This is a genomic window from Streptomyces sp. sk2.1 (assembly GCF_008120935.1).
GTDB lineage: Bacteria > Actinomycetota > Actinomycetes > Streptomycetales > Streptomycetaceae > Streptomyces.
In genome coordinates this window covers 303,350-320,262 of record NZ_RDBO01000020.1, presented here as the reverse complement: position 1 = coordinate 320,262, position 16,913 = coordinate 303,350, and the positions used below count along the sequence as shown (strand labels likewise).

The 16,913-nt window shown below is 71.8% G+C and carries 14 protein-coding genes; 8 read left to right on the top strand and 6 right to left on the bottom strand.

The features are described 5' to 3' along the window. Positions 1–15 precede the first annotated feature (15 nt). The 5 genes from EAO76_RS04880 (at position 16) to EAO76_RS04860 (ending at position 6,832) form a co-directional block, all read left to right on the top strand. A complete protein-coding gene (locus EAO76_RS04880; RefSeq protein ID WP_148833682.1) occupies positions 16–726 on the top strand; it encodes a histidine phosphatase family protein in 711 nt (236 codons plus the stop codon). 103 nt (positions 727–829) lie between these two features. Beyond that, positions 830–1,420 (top strand): DUF3090 domain-containing protein, encoded by a 591-nt coding sequence (locus tag EAO76_RS04875; RefSeq protein ID WP_072484378.1) that lies wholly within the window; start codon positions 830–832, stop codon positions 1,418–1,420. Next, on the top strand, positions 1,384–2,268 hold the full coding sequence (locus EAO76_RS04870) for an SCO1664 family protein (RefSeq protein ID WP_148833680.1): 885 nt from the start codon (positions 1,384–1,386) through the stop codon (positions 2,266–2,268). Before EAO76_RS04875 ends, EAO76_RS04870 begins: the two co-directional genes overlap by 37 nt. A gap of 141 nt (positions 2,269–2,409) precedes the next feature. Beyond that, entirely contained in the window at positions 2,410–3,639 is a 1,230-nt protein-coding gene (mshC, locus tag EAO76_RS04865) for a cysteine--1-D-myo-inosityl 2-amino-2-deoxy-alpha-D-glucopyranoside ligase (RefSeq protein ID WP_148833679.1), read from the top strand. A 148-nt stretch (positions 3,640–3,787) separates the two neighbouring features. After that, complete coding sequence (locus tag EAO76_RS04860; protein WP_148833677.1) at positions 3,788–6,832, top strand: NPCBM/NEW2 domain-containing protein; 3,045 nt, start codon at positions 3,788–3,790, stop codon at positions 6,830–6,832. 85 nt (positions 6,833–6,917) lie between these two features. Here EAO76_RS04860 and EAO76_RS04855 read toward each other — a convergent pair whose 3' ends face one another. Then, positions 6,918–8,012 (bottom strand): PAC2 family protein, encoded by a 1,095-nt coding sequence (locus EAO76_RS04855; RefSeq protein WP_148833676.1) that lies wholly within the window; start codon positions 8,010–8,012, stop codon positions 6,918–6,920. A gap of 257 nt (positions 8,013–8,269) precedes the next feature. On the opposite strand from EAO76_RS04855, the gene EAO76_RS04850 reads away from it, so the two are divergent. Together EAO76_RS04850 and EAO76_RS04845 are read left to right on the top strand one after the other, a co-directional pair. Then, a complete protein-coding gene (locus EAO76_RS04850) occupies positions 8,270–9,616 on the top strand; it encodes an L-fuconate dehydratase (RefSeq protein WP_148833674.1) in 1,347 nt (448 codons plus the stop codon). Continuing rightward, positions 9,613–10,392, top strand: coding sequence for an SDR family NAD(P)-dependent oxidoreductase (locus EAO76_RS04845; RefSeq protein ID WP_148833672.1), 780 nt, complete (start codon positions 9,613–9,615; stop codon positions 10,390–10,392). The genes EAO76_RS04850 and EAO76_RS04845 overlap by 4 nt, the downstream gene beginning before the upstream one ends. A gap of 54 nt (positions 10,393–10,446) precedes the next feature. On the opposite strand, the gene EAO76_RS04840 is transcribed toward EAO76_RS04845, so the two are convergent. From EAO76_RS04840 to EAO76_RS04820, 5 genes are all read right to left on the bottom strand, one after another. Beyond that, a complete protein-coding gene (locus tag EAO76_RS04840) occupies positions 10,447–11,118 on the bottom strand; it encodes a FadR/GntR family transcriptional regulator (protein ID WP_148833670.1) in 672 nt (223 codons plus the stop codon). A gap of 217 nt (positions 11,119–11,335) precedes the next feature. Beyond that, on the bottom strand, positions 11,336–12,946 hold the full coding sequence (locus EAO76_RS04835; RefSeq protein WP_148833668.1) for a glycerol-3-phosphate dehydrogenase/oxidase: 1,611 nt from the start codon (positions 12,944–12,946) through the stop codon (positions 11,336–11,338). Positions 12,947–12,951: 5 nt separating this feature from the next. Beyond that, entirely contained in the window at positions 12,952–14,478 is a 1,527-nt protein-coding gene (gene glpK / locus EAO76_RS04830) for a glycerol kinase GlpK (RefSeq protein WP_148833666.1), read from the bottom strand. 55 nt (positions 14,479–14,533) lie between these two features. Then, positions 14,534–15,325 (bottom strand): MIP/aquaporin family protein, encoded by a 792-nt coding sequence (locus tag EAO76_RS04825; RefSeq protein WP_148833664.1) that lies wholly within the window; start codon positions 15,323–15,325, stop codon positions 14,534–14,536. Positions 15,326–15,561: 236 nt separating this feature from the next. Continuing rightward, positions 15,562–16,326 (bottom strand): IclR family transcriptional regulator, encoded by a 765-nt coding sequence (locus EAO76_RS04820; protein WP_148833662.1) that lies wholly within the window; start codon positions 16,324–16,326, stop codon positions 15,562–15,564. Between the two features lie 239 nt (positions 16,327–16,565). On the opposite strand from EAO76_RS04820, the gene EAO76_RS04815 reads away from it, so the two are divergent. Beyond that, positions 16,566–16,913, top strand: a 348-nt coding sequence (locus EAO76_RS04815; protein ID WP_148835571.1) for a homocysteine S-methyltransferase family protein, incomplete at its 3' end; no start/stop codon positions are given.

Sequence of the window (16,913 nt, the reverse complement as noted above, 5' to 3'; positions counted from 1 at the left end):
CCTACGCTGGCCCGTATGCCCACCCTGATCCTCGTACGCCACGGACGTTCCACCGCCAACACGGCCGGGGTGCTCGCCGGCCGCACCCCCGGTGTCGGGCTCGACGAGCGCGGGGCCGCGCAGGCCGCGGCGCTGCCCGGACGGCTGGCCGCGCTGCCCCTGGCCGCCGCCGTCAGCAGCCCCCTGCAACGGTGCCGGGAGACCCTGCGGCCGCTGCTCGACGCCCGCCCCGAGCTGGAGCCGCACACGGAGGAGCGGATCAACGAGTGCGACTACGGCGACTGGTCGGGGCGCAAGCTCGTCGAACTCGCCGACGAACCGCTGATGAACGTCGTGCAGCAGCACCCCTCCGCCGCGGTCTTCCCCGGCGGCGAGTCCATGCGCGCCATGCAGGCGCGCGCGGTCGACGCCGTCCGGGACTGGAACGCCCGGATCGCGGCCGGGCACGGCGAGGACGCCGCCTACGTGATGTGCTCGCACGGCGACATCATCAAGGCGATCGTCGCCGACGCGCTCGGCCTGCACCTCGACCTCTTCCAGCGGATCCACGCCGACCCCTGCTCGGTCACCGCGATCCGCTACACCGGGCTGCGCCCCTTCCTGCTGCGGCTCGGCGACACCGGCGACCTCGCCCCGCTGGCACCGCGCGAACGCGGCGACGCGACGGACCCGGACCGGCGCCCGGACGCGGACGCGGCGGTCGGTGGCGGCGCTGGGGCGCCGTGATCGCTCCGCGCAGTAGGGTGGACGCGCCGTGGGCGCCGTTTCCCGGGGGTCCCCCCGGCCCCGGTCGCCCCCAACCACCTTCGATCTTCAAGGGAGACAGGACGTGTCCCGTCAGGTGTTCCTCTACGACCCCCCGGACCGTTTCGTGGCCGGCACGGTCGGGTTGCCTGGACGCCGTACGTTCTTCCTGCAGGCATCCTCAGGCGGACGTGTCACCAGCGTGGCCCTGGAGAAGACCCAGGTCGCCGCGCTCGCCGAGCGGATCGACGAGCTGCTCGACGAGGTGGTGCGGCGGACCGGCGGCAACTCCCCGGTGCCCGCCGTGGCCCCCATGGACGTCACCGACACGGCCCCCCTGGACGTGCCCGTGGAGGAGGAGTTCAGGGTCGGCACGATGGCCCTCGCCTGGGACGGCGAGGAACAGCGCATGATCGTCGAGGCCCAGGCGCTGGTCGAGTTGGACGTGGACTCCGACGAGGACCTCGCGGAGGCCGAGGAACGGCTGCTGCAGGACGAGGAGAACGGCCCGCCGATGCTCCGGGTCCGTCTCAGCGGCGCACAGGCCCGGGCCTTCGCCAAGCGCGCCCTGGACGTCGTGAACGCCGGGCGCCCGCCGTGCCCGCTGTGCAGCCTGCCGCTCGATCCGGAAGGACACGTATGCCCGCGCCAGAACGGATACCGTCGCGGAGCCTGACCGGCGTCGGCACCGACACCGGAACCCGCGCCGACGCCGACCGGCTCGCCCTGCTCGCCGAGGGCGAGCTCACCGTCCTCGGACAGGTCCGCGGCGCCTCCAACGCGGTGCTGTACTGCACGGTCGCGCGCGACGGCGAGGAGGCGACCTGCGTCTACAAGCCGGTGGCCGGTGAACAGCCCCTGTGGGACTTCCCGGACGGCACGCTGGCCCGGCGCGAGGTGGCCGCGTACGAGCTCTCCGAGGCGACCGGCTGGGGTCTCGTACCGCCCACCGTGCTGCGGGACGGGCCGTACGGCGAGGGCATGTGCCAGCTGTGGATCGACGCCGTGCCGCAGGACGACGAGGACGGGGCGGCGGGCGAACCCCCGCTGCTCGCACTGGTCGAGGACGAGGAGCCCGGCGAGGGCTGGAAGGCCGTCGTCCGCGCCGAGGTCGGCGGGGGGAGGACGGCCCTGCTGGTCCACGCGGACGACTCGCGGCTGCGGCGGCTGGCCGTGCTCGACGCCGTCATCAACAACGGGGACCGCAAGGGCGGCCACCTGCTGCCCGCGCCCGGCGGCCGGCTCTACGGCATCGACCACGGGGTGACCTTCAACGCCGACGACAAGCTGCGCACCCTGCTCTGGGGCTGGGCGGGCGAGCCGCTGACGGCCGAGGCCGTCGAGGTCGTCGACCGGCTGGGGGCGGAGCTCGCGCCGGGAACCCCGCTCGTCACCCGGCTGGCCGAGCTGATCACCGAGGCCGAGATCGAGGCGCTGCGGGGACGGGTCGCGGGGCTGCGGGCGTCGGGGCGGCACCCGGAGCCGAGCGGCGAGTGGCCGTCGATCCCCTGGCCGCCGGTGTGAGGAAACCGGCCGGAGGAACCGGGGGCGGAAGCCCGGCGCGTACCCCGCAGCAGACGGGGCCGCATCGCGCAAGAGTGCCTCTTCGGCCAGGATCCGGTATCCGGTTCGTATCCGGAACGTGCATCCGGTTACGCTCGTTGCATGCATGCCTGGCCCGCTTCTGAGGTCCCCGCCCTGCCCGGCAAGGGCCGCGACCTTCGGATCCACGACACCGCGACCGGCGGACGGATCACCCTCGACCCCGGTCCCGTCGCCCGTATCTACGTCTGCGGCATCACGCCGTACGACGCGACCCACATGGGTCACGCGGCGACCTACAACGCGTTCGACCTCGTCCAGCGCGTGTGGCTCGACACCAAGCGGCAGGTTCACTACGTCCAGAACGTGACCGACGTGGACGATCCGCTCCTGGAACGGGCCGTGCGCGACGGCCAGGACTGGACCGAGCTCGCGGAGCGCGAGACGGCCCTGTTCCGCGAGGACATGACCGCACTGCGCATGCTCCCGCCGAAGCACTACATCGGCGCCGTCGAGTCGATACCCGGCATCGTTCCGCTCGTCGAGCGGCTCCGGGACGCGGGAGCCGCCTACGAGCTCGACGGCGACGTGTACTTCTCCGTCGAGGCCGACCCGCACTTCGGCGAGGTCTCCAACCTCGACGCCGAGGCGATGCGGCTGCTGTCCGCGGAGCGCGGCGGCGACCCGGAGCGCCCCGGCAAGAAGAACCCGCTCGACCCGATGCTCTGGATGGCCGCCCGCGAGGGCGAGCCGAGCTGGGACGGCGCCTCGCTCGGCCCCGGACGGCCCGGCTGGCACATCGAGTGCGTCGCCATCGCGCTGGACCACCTCGGGATGGGCTTCGACGTCCAGGGCGGCGGGTCCGACCTCGTCTTCCCGCACCACGAGATGGGCGCCTCGCACGCCCAGGTGCTGACCGGCGAACACCCCTTCGCGCAGGCGTACGTGCACGCCGGCATGGTCGCCCTGGACGGCGAGAAGATGTCCAAGTCCCGGGGCAACCTGGTCTTCGTCTCGAAGCTGCGCCACGACGGCGTGGACCCGGCGGCGATCCGCCTCGCGCTGCTCGCGCACCACTACCGGTCCGACTGGGAGTGGACCGACCAGGTGCTCGCCGACGCCGTCGAACGGCTCGCGCGGTGGCGCTCCGCCGTCTCCCGCCCCGACGGACCGTCCGCCGAGGCCCTGGTCGAGGAGATCCGCGAGGCCCTCGCCGACGACCTGGACGCGCCGGCCGCCCTGGCCGCCGTGGACCGCTGGGCCGAGCGGCAGGCCGCGGAGGGCGGCAGCGACGAGGGCGCCCCCGGCGTCGTCTCGCGGGCCGTCGACGCGCTGCTGGGCGTCGCCCTGTGACGACCCGGTCGTAACACCCCGCGCGGCGCCGCCGCGCAGGTTCCCACCAAACGATTCGGCCGAACCGGCCCCGGACTTCTCGACGAAGTTCGGGGCCGGTTCCGTTTTGCCCATGGTCAAGTGCTCGTTACTGCGCTAAAAGCGCTCTATGCAATCATCAACGCGCATCAGAACGGCGGCAGTTGCAGCCTTGCTGGGATTGGTGGCCGTCTTCACGGGACCCGGTGCCCCGGAGGCGGGAGCAGCCGAACCGGACACCACGGTCGGCGACCTGACCGGGTTCTCCGCGGACGGAGCCGCCTACCGCCTGGAGGCCGGCGACGCCGAGGCCCGCGTCAGCTTCGTCTCCGCCGAGACCTTCCGCATCGAGCTCGCCCCGGACGGGGCCTTCTCGGACCCGACCGGCGACGACATCGTCCTGCCGCAGGGCACCCCGCCCCGCACCCGCTGGAAGGAGCGCGACGACCGCTACGAGCTCTCCACCGCCGAGGTCACCCTGCGCGCCTACAAGTCGCCCCTGCGCTTCGCGCTGTACCGCGCCGACGGCACCCGCCTGTGGTCCGAGTCCAAGGGGCTGAGCTGGAACGGCGAGCGGACCGTCCAGACGCTCGACCGGGGCGCGGACGAGCAGTTCTACGGCGCCGGCATGCAGAACGGCCGGGGCAACACCTCGCACCGCGGCAAGACCGTCGAGGTCGGCGTCGACTACGACTGGGACGACGGCGGCCACCCCAACTCGGTGCCGTTCTACCTCTCCTCGGCCGGATACGGCGTCTTCCGCAACACCTACGCGCCGAACACCTACGCCTTCACCGACCCGGTGACCACCAGCGCGCAGGAGAAGCGCTTCGACGCCTACTACTTCGCGGGCGACAGCGCCAAGGACGTCATCGGGCAGTACACGAAGCTCACCGGCAAACCGTTCCTGCCGCCCGTGTACGGGCTGGAGATCGGCGACGCCGACTGCTACCTGCACAACGCCAACCGAGGCGAGCGCCGCACCCTGGACGCGCTGAAGGTCGCCGACGGCTATGTCGAGAACGACATGCCCAACGGCTGGATGCTCGTCAACGACGGCTACGGCTGCGGCTACGAGGACCTCGGCGAGACCGCCGAAGGACTCCGGGCGCGCGGCATGCAGCTCGGCCTGTGGACCGAGGACGGCATCGACAAGATCGCCGACCAGGTCAGGGCGGGCCAGCGGGTCGCCAAGCTGGACGTCGCCTGGGTCGGCGAGGGCTACAAGTTCGCCCTGGACGGCTGCAAGGACGCGTACAGGGGCATCGAGGACAACAGCGACGCCCGCGGCTTCACCTACGCCCCCGAGAGCTGGTCGGGCGCGCAGCGCTGCGGCGTCCAGTGGTCCGGGGACCAGTACGGCACCTGGGACTACATCCGCTGGCAGATCCCGACCTACGCGGGCGCCACCATGTCCGGTCTCGCCTACACCACCGGCGACGTGGACGGCATCTTCGGCGGCAGCGCCAAGACGTACACCCGTGACCTCCAGTGGAAGATGTTCCTGGGGACCACGATGACGATGGACGGCTGGGCGGCCAGCGACAAGCAGCCCTTCCGGTACGGGGAGCCGTACACCTCCATCAACCGCGACTACCTCAAGCTCAAGGAGTCGCTGCTGCCCTACCAGTACTCCTACGCGCACGAGGCGACGAAGACCGGCGTCGGCATGGTCCGCCCGCTCGTCCTCGAATTCCCCGACGACCCGAAGGCGGCCTCGGACGCGGCGAAGTACGAGTTCATGTCCGGCGAGGACTTCCTCGTCGCACCGGTCTACCGGGACAGCGCCGAACGCGACGGGATCTACCTGCCGAAGGGCACCTGGACCGACTACTGGAGCGGCCGCACGTACGAGGGGCCGACCACCGTGGACGACTACGCCGCGCCGCTGGACACCCTGCCGCTGTTCGTCAGGGGCGGTGCCGCCGTGCCGATGTGGCCGGGCATCCGCTCGTACCGGGACCGCACCGCGGACTCCCCGCTCGCCTGGGACGTCTACCCGCGGGGGAAGTCCTCCTTCACGCTGTACGAGGACGACGGCGTCACCCGGCAGCACCGGGCCGGCGAGTACGCCACGCAGGCCGCCGAGGTCGACGCACCGGTCCGGGGCGCGGGCGACGTCACCGTGCGGATCGGCGCGAGCGAGGGGGAGTTCAGCGGCAAGCAGACCGCCCGCCCCTACGAGTTCAGCGTGCACACCGGCTCCGAGCCGGGCGCGGTCCAGCTCCGCGGGAAACTGCCCCGGCTGGACTCCGGGGCCGCCTACCGGGCGGCCGGGCGCGGCTGGTGGTACGACCGGGACGACCGCGGCGGTGTCGTGAAGATCAAGACCGGGAAGCTGTCCACCGGCAAGAAGTTCGCCGTGAGGCTGAAGGACACCAGCGCGGTCGGCGGACGGGACGCCGCCGCGACGGCCGCGCTCGCCGCACCGGCCGGACAGGAGGTCGGGGCCGGCGCCGAGTCCACCGTCGCCGTGGACGTCACCGCGGGCACGGCGGACGTGACGGACGCCGAGGTGACCCTGGACGTCCCCGAGGGCTGGCGGGTCGCCCGGCCCGCGACCGTGGACCGCGTCCCGGCGGGCACCACCCGGCGGGTCGAGCTCTCGGTCACCCCGGCGAAGGACGCCGCGGCGGGGGAGGCGGGGATCACGGCGGTCGCCCGCTACCGGTCGGCCGGTGAGCCCCGCACCGCCGTGCAGCGGTTCGCGGCCGCGGTGATGCCGCCGCCGCCCACCGGTGAGGCATGGGCGAGCGATCTGGTGTGGCTGAAGTCCGCCAACGGCTACGGACCGGCCGAACGGGACCGCAGCAACGGCGAGTCGGGCGCGGCCGACGGGAGGACGCTGACCCTCGCGGGCAAGACCTACGAGAAGGGGATCGGCACCCACGCCGACTCCGAGATCGAGGTCTACCTCGGCGGGCGCTGCACCGCGTTCACCGCGGACGTGGGCATCGACGACGAGATCAACGGCTACGGCGAGGTGGCGTTCTCGGTCGAGGCGGACGGCAAGGTGCTGTGGACCTCGCCGAAGGTGACCGGGGCCTCGGCGACCGTACCGGTGGACGTGGGGCTCGACGGGGCGCGCCATGTGCGCCTGAGGGTCACGGACACCAACGGTTCCAAGACCGGTGACCACGGGGACTGGGCCGCGGCGCGGTTCACCTGTTCCTGACCGGACGATTCGCAGACCGGGCCGGACGACGAGGGGGCGCCGGACGGGACATGATCCCGTCCGGCGCCCCACCGGTTACCCGGCGTCAGGAGTCCGGGGAATCGGGGGAGTCCGGGGAGCCGGAGGCGTCCGGGGGCTCCGGGGTGTCCTCCGCGGAATCCCGCGGGCCCTCGGCGTCGTCGTTCGCGCCGTCGTTCCCCTCCCCGGCCGTCGGCCGGGCACGGGAACCGGTGTCGTCGCCCGCCTCGGGGCGCACCGGCTTCGGCGGACGGGTACGGCCGCCGGCCGGATCGCGCAGGTACGAGGCGTCCCCGCTCTCCGTCGCGTGCCCGCCGGGTCCGATGTCCCTGCGGCGCAGATAGCGTTCGAACTCCCGGGCGATGGCCTCGCCGCTCGCCTCGGGCAGCTCCGCGGTGTCCCGGGCCTCCTCCAGCGTCTGCACGTACTCGGCGACCTCGCTGTCCTCGGCGGCCAGTTGGTCGACGCCCAACTGCCAGGCACGCGCGTCCTCGGGCAGTTCGCCCAGCGGGATGCGCAGGCCGAGCAGATCCTCCAGGCGGTTCAGCAGCGCGAGCGTGGCCTTGGGGTTGGGCGGCTGCGACACGTAGTGCGGCACCGCCGCCCACAGGCTCACCGCGGGCACGCCCGCGTGGGTGCACGCCTCCTGGAGAATGCCGACGATGCCGGTCGGGCCCTCGTACCTGGTCTCCTCCAGGTCCATGGTCCGCGCCAGGTCCGGGTCGGAGGTGACCCCGCTGACCGGTACCGGGCGGGTGTGCGGGGTGTCCCCGAGCAGCGCGCCCAGGACCACCACCATCTCCACCCCCAGTTCATGGGCGAAGCCGAGGATCTCATTGCAGAACGAGCGCCAGCGCATGGACGGTTCGATGCCGCGGACGAGGACGAGGTCGCGGGGTTTCTCCCCGCCGACGCGGACCACGGACAGCCGGGTGGTCGGCCAGGTGATCTTGCGCACCCCGCCGTCCAGCCAGACCGTCGGCCGGTTGACCTGGAAGTCGTAGTAGTCCTCGGCGTCGAGCGCCGCGAACACCTCGCCCTTCCACTCCCGCTCCAGGTGCGCGACCGCCGTGGAGGCCGCGTCACCCGCGTCGTTCCATCCCTCGAACGCGGCCACCATGACCGGGTCGATCAGCTCGGGAACCCCCTCGAGCTCGATCACCCAGGCCTCCTTCCGAAGTTCCCTTGTGTACTCATCAACCTTACGGCTTCCGACCCCTCCCGCCGCAGTCCCCGCGCACAGCCGGATCTCTTGGGCCCGCCGACGGTGGATCACCGATCCGATCAAGGCTTCATCCTGCGAATACATCCGAGCTGTGTCCAGTGAATTTGCCGTCAAGCCTGGACGTTGGAGCCTTCTTGGCGCTATACATCGGATGACCAGAACAGAGGTCCGATGTTATTCCCCTGGGGGCGCACATGAGTCAGACCGTCACGGATCTCGTGGTCCACGACATCCGTTTTCCGACCTCGGAACAACTGGACGGTTCGGACGCCATGAACCCGGATCCCGACTACTCGGCCGCCTACCTCGTGCTGCGCACCGATGGCCCCGCCGGTGCGGACGGCCCGGGCGACGGCGCCGAGGGACATGGCTTCTGCTTCACCATCGGGCGCGGCAACGAGGTGATGGCCGCCGCCATCGAGACGCTGCGCCCCTACGTGGTGGGGCGCCCGGTCCCCCGTACCGCGGCCGACCTCGCCGCGCTGCACCGGGAACTCACGCACGACTCCCAACTGCGATGGCTGGGACCGGAGAAGGGCGTGATGCACATGGCGGCCGGCGCGGTCGTCAACGCCGCCTGGGACCTGGCGGCGAAGCTGGCGGGACAACCGGTGTGGCGGTTCCTCGCCGGGATGACGCCCGAGGAGCTCGTCTCCCTCGTGGACTTCCGCCACCTCACCGACGCCCTCACCCCCGACGAGGCACTGGAGATCCTGCGGGCCGCCGAACCGGGCCGGGCCGAGCGCGCCGAACGGCTGCGCGCCGAGGGGTACCCGGCGTACACCACCTCGCCCGGCTGGCTGGGCTACACCGACGACAAGCTGGTCGGCCTGGCCAAGGAGGCCGTCGCCGACGGCTTCACCCAGATCAAGCTGAAGGTCGGCGGCAGTCTCCCCGACGACGTCCGCAGACTCGCCCTGGCCCGAGAGGCGGTCGGCCCCGACATCCGGATCGCCGTCGACGCCAACCAGCGCTGGGACGTCTCCGACGCGGTCGAGTGGATGACCGCGCTCGCACCGTACGACCCGCACTGGATCGAGGAACCGACCAGCCCCGACGACATCCTCGGCCACGCCGCCGTGCGGGCCGGGCAGCCGGTGAAGGTCGCCACCGGTGAACACGTCGCCAACCGGGTCGTGTTCAAGCAGCTCCTGCAGGCCGGGGCGGTCGACTTCGTCCAGATCGACGCGGCCCGGGTCGCGGGCGTCAACGAGAACCTGGCGATCCTGCTGCTCGCCGCCAAGTACGGCGTGCCGGTCTGCCCGCACGCGGGCGGCGTCGGACTCTGCGAGCTGGTGCAGCACCTGTCGATGTTCGACTACGTCGCGGTGTCCGGCAGTTGGGACGACCGCGTGATCGAGTACGTCGACCACCTCCACGAACACTTCGCCGACCCCACCGTGATCGAGAACGGCCGCTACGTCGCCCCGGAGACCCCGGGCTTCTCCGCCCGGATGCTTCCCGGGTCGATCGCCGCACACCGCTACCCGGAGGGCCCCGTGTGGCAGGCCCGCCGCACCGCCGAGGAGGCCAACCGATGACCGGCACACGTGACTTCGAGGGAATGGGCGCACTGGTGACGGGCGGTGCCTCCGGCATCGGGGCCGCCGTCACGGCCATGCTGCTGGAACGCGGCGCACGGGTGGCCGTGCTCGACCGGGAGACCTCGGGCGCCCCCGCGGGGGCCCTGGCCGTCGAGGCGGACGTCACCGACGACGCCGCCGTGCGCGCGGCGGTCGACCGGGCCGCGGCCGAACTGGGCGCGCTGCACACCGTCGTGTCCAACGCGGGCATCGGCTCCATCGGCACGGTCGAGGACAACGACGACGAGGAGTGGGGCCGGGTCCTGGACATCAACGTCCTCGGCATGGTCCGCACCGCCCGGCACGCCCTGCCCCATCTGCGGCGCGCGGCGGCCGACCGGCCCGGCGCCGTGTCGATCACCCAGACCTGCTCCATCGCGGCGACCGCCGGGCTGCCGCAGCGCGCCCTGTACAGCGCGAGCAAGGGCGCGGTCCTCTCGCTGACCCTGGCGATGGCCGCCGACCACGTCCGCGAGGGCATCCGGGTCAACTGCGTCAACCCGGGCACCGCGGACACCCCGTGGATCGGCCGGCTGCTCGGGAGCGCGGAGGACCCGGCCGCCGAACGGGCCGCGCTCGATGCCCGTCAGCCGATGGGGCGACTGGTCTCCGCCGACGAGGTGGCCGCCGCGATCGTGTACCTCGCGAGCCCCGCCGCCGCCTCGGTCACCGGCACGGCGCTCGCCGTCGACGGCGGCATGCAGGGACTGCGGCTGCGCCCGGCCGGAAGCTGACCCGACCGCCGGCACGGGAGGGGCACCCGGSCCGGGTGCCCCTCCCGTGCCGGGTCACAGCGTCGACCTCAGCCACTGCTCCACGCTCGCCACGTGCACCGTCGCCCAGGCCCGCGCGGCCTCCGCGTCCCGGTCCCGCAGGGCCGACAGGATCGCCCGGTGCTCGTGCAGCGTGCGGCTGACCGCGTCCTCCTGGGTCAGACCGCGCCACACCCGCGCCCGGGTCGTCGGCCCGGACAGCCCGTCGAGCAGCGAGCAGAGCACCGAGTTCCCGGACGACTGCACGATCCCTCGGTGGAACTCCAGGTCGCAGGCGACCAGTTCCTCCACCGAGGGCTGCGCGCCCAGCGCGTCCAGCTGCGCGCCGAGCGCGTCCAGCCGTGCATCGTCGATCCGGGTGGCCGCCATCGCCGTCGCGGCCGGCTCCAGGATCCGGCGGACGGCGAGGAACTCGAGCACCGTGTCGTCGCGGTGGAAGTCCACGACGAAGCTCAGCGCCTCCAGCAGCAACTGCGGATCGAGGCTGGTCACATAGGTGCCGTCGCCCTGTCGCACATCGAGGATGCGGATCAGCGACAGCGCGCGCACGGCCTCCCGGAGCGAGTTGCGGGAGAGCCCGAGATCGGCCGCGAGCTCGCTCTCCTTGGGGAGCCGGTCGCCGGGCCGCAGCGCACCCGAGACGATCATTCCCTTGATCTTCTCGATCGCCTCGTCGGTGACAGCCATGACGGTCCTCCTGAGATCCGGACGGGAATCAGACATCCGATGTATCTCTTCATTATGGGGGCCGGGAGGGGCGAAGGAGCCGGGACCGCCGAGGCCGTCCGTACACGGGCGGTCGTTCTGTCCGGAGCCGTGCCCGGCCGGACACACGGACGGGGCGGCCCCGTCATGGGGAGCCGCCCCGTCCGCTCCGTACGCCGTGCTGTTCCGTGCCGTGCCGTCAGCTCCGGTCGCCGAGCATGGTCTCGACACCGGCCCGGATCTCGTCCGTCGCCAGGCCCCGGATCGTCAGCGTCGTCCGACGGCGCAGCACGTCGTCCGCCGTCTCGGCCCACTCGTGGTCGCGCGCGTAGGCGACCTGCGCCCAGATCTCCGGCGCGTCCGGGTGGATGCGCTCGGCCAGCGCCGGGTTCTCGTTGGCCAGCCGGGCGATGTCGAAGGAGAGCGAGCCGTAGTGCGTGGCCAGGTGCCGCGCGGTGTCGGCCGCCATCCTCGGCCCCGGCGTACCGCCGTCGATCAGCAGCCGGTGCGCCACCGCGTTCGGGTTGGCGATGCCCGGCAGCGGGAGCTTCTTCGGCAGGTGCGCGATCGGCTCCATGTCCTCCGCGAGCGGGCGGCCGGGGAGCGCGGCCAGCTTGTTCATCACCGTACGGCCGATGTGGCGGAACGTCGTCCACTTGCCGCCCGCGACCGACAGCATCCCGCCTCGGCCCTCCGTCACGACCGTTTCGCGCTTGGCCTTGGACGTGTCGCCGGGACCGCCGGGCAGCACCCGCAGACCGGCGAAGGAGTACGTGATCAGGTCGCGCGACAGCTGCTGGTCCCGGATGGAGAACGCCGCCTCGTCCAGGATCTGTGCGGTGTCCTTCTCGGTGACCGCGAGGTCCGCGGGGTCGCCCTCGTACACCTCGTCCGTCGTACCGAGCAGCAGCATGTCCTCCCACGGCAGGGCGAACGTGATCCGGTACTTGTCGATCGGGGTGGCGAGCGCGGCCTTCCAGGGGCGGGTGCGCCTCAGCACGAGGTGCGCGCCCTTGGACAGGCGGATGGAGGGTGCCGCGCCCGGGTCCTCCATCTTCCGCAGGTGGTCGACCCACGGCCCGGTGGCGTTCAGCACGAGACGGGCGTCGACGCCGAACTCCGTGCCGTCCAGGCGGTCCTCCAGGTCGGCGCCGGTCACCCGGCCCCTGGTGAACCGCAGCCCGGTCACCGCCGCGTGGTTGAGGACGACCGCGCCCGCGTCGACGGCCGCGCGCACCGTCATCAGCGCCATCCGGGCGTCGTTCATCTGGTCGTCGCCGTAGACCGCGACGGCCCTCAGGTTGTCCGTGCGCAGTTCCGGCACGTCGCGCCGGGCCCGCGCCGGGCTGATCACGTGGCCGACCCCGTCGCCGAACGCGGAGAGCGCCGAGTAGGCGAACACGCCCGCGCCGAGCTTGGCCGCGCCGTGCGGGCCGCCCTTGTACACCGGCAGGTAGAAGGTGAGCGGATTGGCCAGGTGCGGGGCCACCTGGCGGGACACCGCACGGCGCTCGAAGTGGTTCTCCGCCACCAGCTTCACGGCACCGGTCTGCAGGTAGCGCAGACCGCCGTGGAGCAGCTTGGAGGAGGCGGAGGAGGTGGCGCCGGCGAAGTCGCCGGCGTCCACCAGGGCCACCCGCAGCCCGGACTGCGCGGCGTGCCAGGCGGTGGAGATGCCCAGGATGCCGCCACCGATCACCAGGAGGTCGTACGCAGCCCTGGACAGCTGCTCCCGGGTCTCGGCGCGGCTCGGGAGGGAGCCGGAAGCCGGGTGTGTCCCGAGGGACGGGACGCTCTGCAGGGTGGTCATGTCGATTACTCCTCGTCTTCGAGCCAGCCCATGGTCCGCTCGACGGCCTTGAGCCAGTTCTTGTACTCACGGTCGCGGGTGTCCGCGTCCATGCGGGGTGTCCACTCGGCGGCCCGGCGCCAGTTGGCGCGCAGCGCGTCGGTGTCCGGCCAGAAGCCGACGGCGAGACCGGCGGCGTAGGCGGCGCCGAGGCAGGTCGTCTCGGCGACCATGGGCCGCACCACGGGTGCGTCCAGGAAGTCGGCGAGCGTCTGCATCAGCAAGTTGTTGGAGGTCATGCCGCCGTCGACCTTCAGGGCGGCCAGCTCGACGCCGGAGTCCTTGGTCATGGCGTCGGTGATCTCGCGGGTCTGCCAGGCGGTGGCCTCCAGGACGGCACGGGCGATGTGCGCCTTGGTGACGTACCTGGTCAGACCGGCGATGACACCGCGGGCGTCGGAGCGCCAGTACGGGGCGAACAGACCGGAGAAGGCGGGCACGAAGTACGCGCCGCCGTTGTCCTCGACCGAGGAGGCCAGGGTCTCGATCTCGGCCGCGGACTTGATCAGCCCCATCTGGTCGCGCATCCACTGCACCAGCGAACCGGTGACGGCGATGGAGCCCTCCAGGGCGTAGACCGGCTTCTGGTCGCCGATCCGGTACCCGACGGTCGTCAGCAGCCCGTTGTACGAGTTGACGGGCGTCTCACCGGTGTTCATCAGCATGAAGGTGCCGGTGCCGTACGTGGACTTGGCCTCGCCCTCGGAGAAGCAGGTCTGGCCGAAGAGGGCCGCCTGCTGGTCGCCGAGCGCGGACGCCACGGGGACCCCGTCGAGCACGCCGCCCCTGGCGTTCCCGTACACCTCGGAGGAGGAGCGGATCTCGGGGAGCACCGCGGCCGGGATGTCCATCGAGTGGAGGATCCGCTCGTCCCACTTCATCTCGTGCAGGTTCATCAGGAGCGTGCGCGAGGCGTTGGTGACGTCGGTGACGTGGACGCCGCCGTCGGTGCCGCCGGTCAGGTTCCAGATGACCCAGGAGTCCATGGTGCCGAAGAGGATCTCGCCGCGCTCGGCGCGCTCGCGCAGCCCCTCGACGTTGTCGAGCAGCCAGCGGACCTTCGGGCCGGCGAAGTACGAGGCGAGCGGCAGACCGGTCTCGCGGCGGAACCGGTCCTGGCCGACGTTGCGGCCGAGCTCCTTGCAGAGGGCGTCGGTCCGGGTGTCCTGCCAGACGAGGGCGTTGTGGACCGGCTCACCGGTGTTCTTGTCCCAGAGCAGCGTGGTCTCGCGCTGGTTGGTGATGCCGATCGCCTTCACGTCGGCGGCCGTGATGCCCGCCTTGACGATGGCGCCGGCCACGACCTCCTGGACGTTCTCCCAGATCTCGGTCGCGTCGTGCTCGACCCAGCCCGGCTTGGGGAAGATCTGTTCGTGCTCCTTCTGGTCGACGGAGACGATCCGGCCGTCCTTGTCGAAGACGATGCAGCGGCTGGAGGTGGTGCCCTGGTCGATGGCCGCGATGAACGGGCCGGTGGTGTGTGCGTCGGTCACGGTGTGCTCCCGGAAGTCTGTGTGGTCTTGGGGTGACGGCTCTGGGCGCCGCGGCTCAGGCGAAGGCGACGTTGTAGAGCCCGCCCGCGATCGCGCCGCCGATCAGCGGTCCGACGATCGGTACCCAGGCGTAGCCCCAGTCGGAACCGCCCTTGTTCGGCAGCGGCAGCAGCGCGTGCACGATACGCGGACCGAGGTCGCGGACCGGGTTGATCGCGTACCCCGTCGGGCCGCCGAGCGAGAGGCCGATGCCCACGACGAGCAGCGCGGTGATCAGGGCGCCGAGCGTGCCGAGGCCGTTGCCGTCATTGTTGAGGCCCTGGGTGAGGATCGCCAGGACCAGCACGACGGTGGCGATGATCTCGGTGACCAGGTTCTGCGCGGCGTTCCGGATCTCGGGACCGGTGGAGAAGATGCCCAGGACCGGGCCCGCGGCCGGGGCGGCGGCCTTGTCGACCATGCCGTCCTCACCCGTACGGGCGCCCACGATCTCCGGATCCGTGAGGTGCGCCCGGAACTGCCCGTAGTACGTCGCCCAGACCAGCACCGCGCCGATCATCGCGCCGAGCAGCTGGGAGGCGAGGTACAGCGGCACGTCGCCCCACTCGGTGCCGCCCTTGATCGCGAGGCCGAGGGTGACCGCCGGGTTGAGGTGCGCGCCGGAGACGCCGCCGGCCAGATACGCGCCGGTCAGCACCGCGAAACCCCACCCGAAGGTGATGGCCAGCCAGCCGGCGTTCCGGGCCTTGGAGTGCTTGAGAGTGACGGCGGCACAGACACCGCCGCCGAGCAGGATGAGTACGGCGGTACCTATGGTCTCGCCGATGAAGATGTCGGAGCTGGACACCCGCGACTCCTTTGTCCTTCGTCCAGGGAAGCCGAACCCCGGGTCCCTCCGGTGGTCCGCGCCCTCGTGGGAGGGCGTTTTCCGGCCCTTGGCGCTGTCACACCATAACGCTTATTTCCGTTAGCTGTTCGACAATGCCGACCGGTGAACGGCAATGCTTCCCCCAGGTGAATCGGGCGTCAAGAGTTGTGTGGCCTATAACTCGATCGTTACCGGGTGAAGCGCCGCGGCCGGGCTCAGAAGCGTCCGGCGCCCAGGTCCCTGGAGACCGCGCGGGCGCAGTCGCGCACCGCGGCGATCAGCTCGGGGCGCAGCTCCCCGTTCGCGCAGACCCGTTCCACCGCGCCGGTCACGGCCACCGCGCCGACCGGCATCCGCCGCCGGTCGTGGATCGGGGCGGCCACCGCGGCCACGCCCTCCCAGGTCTCCTCCACGTCGGCCGCCCAGCCCCGGGCCCGGATCAGGTCGAGCATCGCCTCGAACTCCTCCGTGTCGGTGACGGTGTGCGGGGTGAAGGACTTGCGCTCGACCTCCAGGGCCTCGGTGTGCGCCACCGGGTCGTAGGCCGAGAGCACCTTGCCCAGGGCCGTGGAGTGCAGCGGCTGCATGGCCCCGACCTCCAGGACCTGCCGGCTGTCGTCGGGGCGGAAGACGTGGTGGACGATGAGGACGCCCTGCTGGTGCAGCACGCCCAGATGGGCGCTCTCGCCGCTGGAGCGGGCCAGGTCGTCCGTCCAGACGAGCGCGCGGGCCCGCAGCTCGTGGACGTCCAGATAGCTGTTGCCCAGCCGCAGCAGCTCGGCCCCCAGCTGGTAGCGGCCGGACGCGGCGTCCTGCTCGACGAAGCCCTCGTGCTGGAGCGTGCGCAGGATGCCGTGCGCGGTGCCCTTGGCCAGGCCCAGCGAAGAGGCGATGTCGGACAGTCCCAGCCGACGCTCGCCGCCTGCCAGCAGGCGCAGCATCGCCGCCGCCCGCTCCAGCGACTGGATGTTCTTGGCCATCGCGCCGTACTCCTCCACCTCGGTTCGACAATGCTGAACACTATCGGCCGATGTCGACCCATGCTCGATCGCGGAGGAAAACCGCGGTGCCACTCCGATCCGGACATCGCCCCGCACAGCATGCCGTCCGCTCCGTGGGACGGAGTGACGGCCCCGGCCGTCACCGGGCTAGGCTGGCCTGGTGCGCCTTCCACCGAAGCCGCAAAGCCGACAGCCGTCGCATCCCAGGGAGTACATCCATGGCCTCGTTGCCGACCCCTTCCGCCGACAGCAGGATCCGAGCCGGAGCGTTGCGTGAGGCGCTTGCCACCCGGGTGGTGGTGGCGGATGGTGCGATGGGCACCATGTTGCAGGCGCAGGATCCGACGCTGGAGGATTTCGAGAATCTCGAGGGCTGCAACGAGGTTCTGAATGTGACGCGGCCGGACATCGTGCGGTCGGTGCACGAGGAGTATTTCGCGGCGGGTGTGGACTGTGTCGAGACGAACACGTTCGGGGCGAATTCGTCGGCGCTGGGGGAGTACGACATCGCGGGGCGGATCTTCGAGCTGTCGCGGGCGGGGGCGCGGATCGCGCGTGAGGTGGCC

What these genes read in the sequence shown, in the direction of transcription:
- EAO76_RS04880 (WP_148833682.1), top strand. Translation starts at nt 16, where the DNA reads ATGCCCACCCTGATCCTCGTACGCCACGGACGTTCCACCGCCAACACG.
- EAO76_RS04870 (WP_148833680.1), top strand. Translation starts at nt 1,384, where the DNA reads ATGCCCGCGCCAGAACGGATACCGTCGCGGAGCCTGACCGGCGTCGGC.
- mshC (WP_148833679.1), top strand. Translation starts at nt 2,410, where the DNA reads ATGCATGCCTGGCCCGCTTCTGAGGTCCCCGCCCTGCCCGGCAAGGGC.
- EAO76_RS04860 (WP_148833677.1), top strand. Translation starts at nt 3,788, where the DNA reads ATGCAATCATCAACGCGCATCAGAACGGCGGCAGTTGCAGCCTTGCTG.
- EAO76_RS04850 (WP_148833674.1), top strand. Translation starts at nt 8,270, where the DNA reads ATGAGTCAGACCGTCACGGATCTCGTGGTCCACGACATCCGTTTTCCG.
- EAO76_RS04845 (WP_148833672.1), top strand. Translation starts at nt 9,613, where the DNA reads ATGACCGGCACACGTGACTTCGAGGGAATGGGCGCACTGGTGACGGGC.
- EAO76_RS04840 (WP_148833670.1), bottom strand. Translation starts at nt 11,118, where the DNA reads ATGGCTGTCACCGACGAGGCGATCGAGAAGATCAAGGGAATGATCGTC.
- EAO76_RS04835 (WP_148833668.1), bottom strand. Translation starts at nt 12,946, where the DNA reads ATGACCACCCTGCAGAGCGTCCCGTCCCTCGGGACACACCCGGCTTCC.
- EAO76_RS04820 (WP_148833662.1), bottom strand. Translation starts at nt 16,326, where the DNA reads ATGGCCAAGAACATCCAGTCGCTGGAGCGGGCGGCGGCGATGCTGCGC.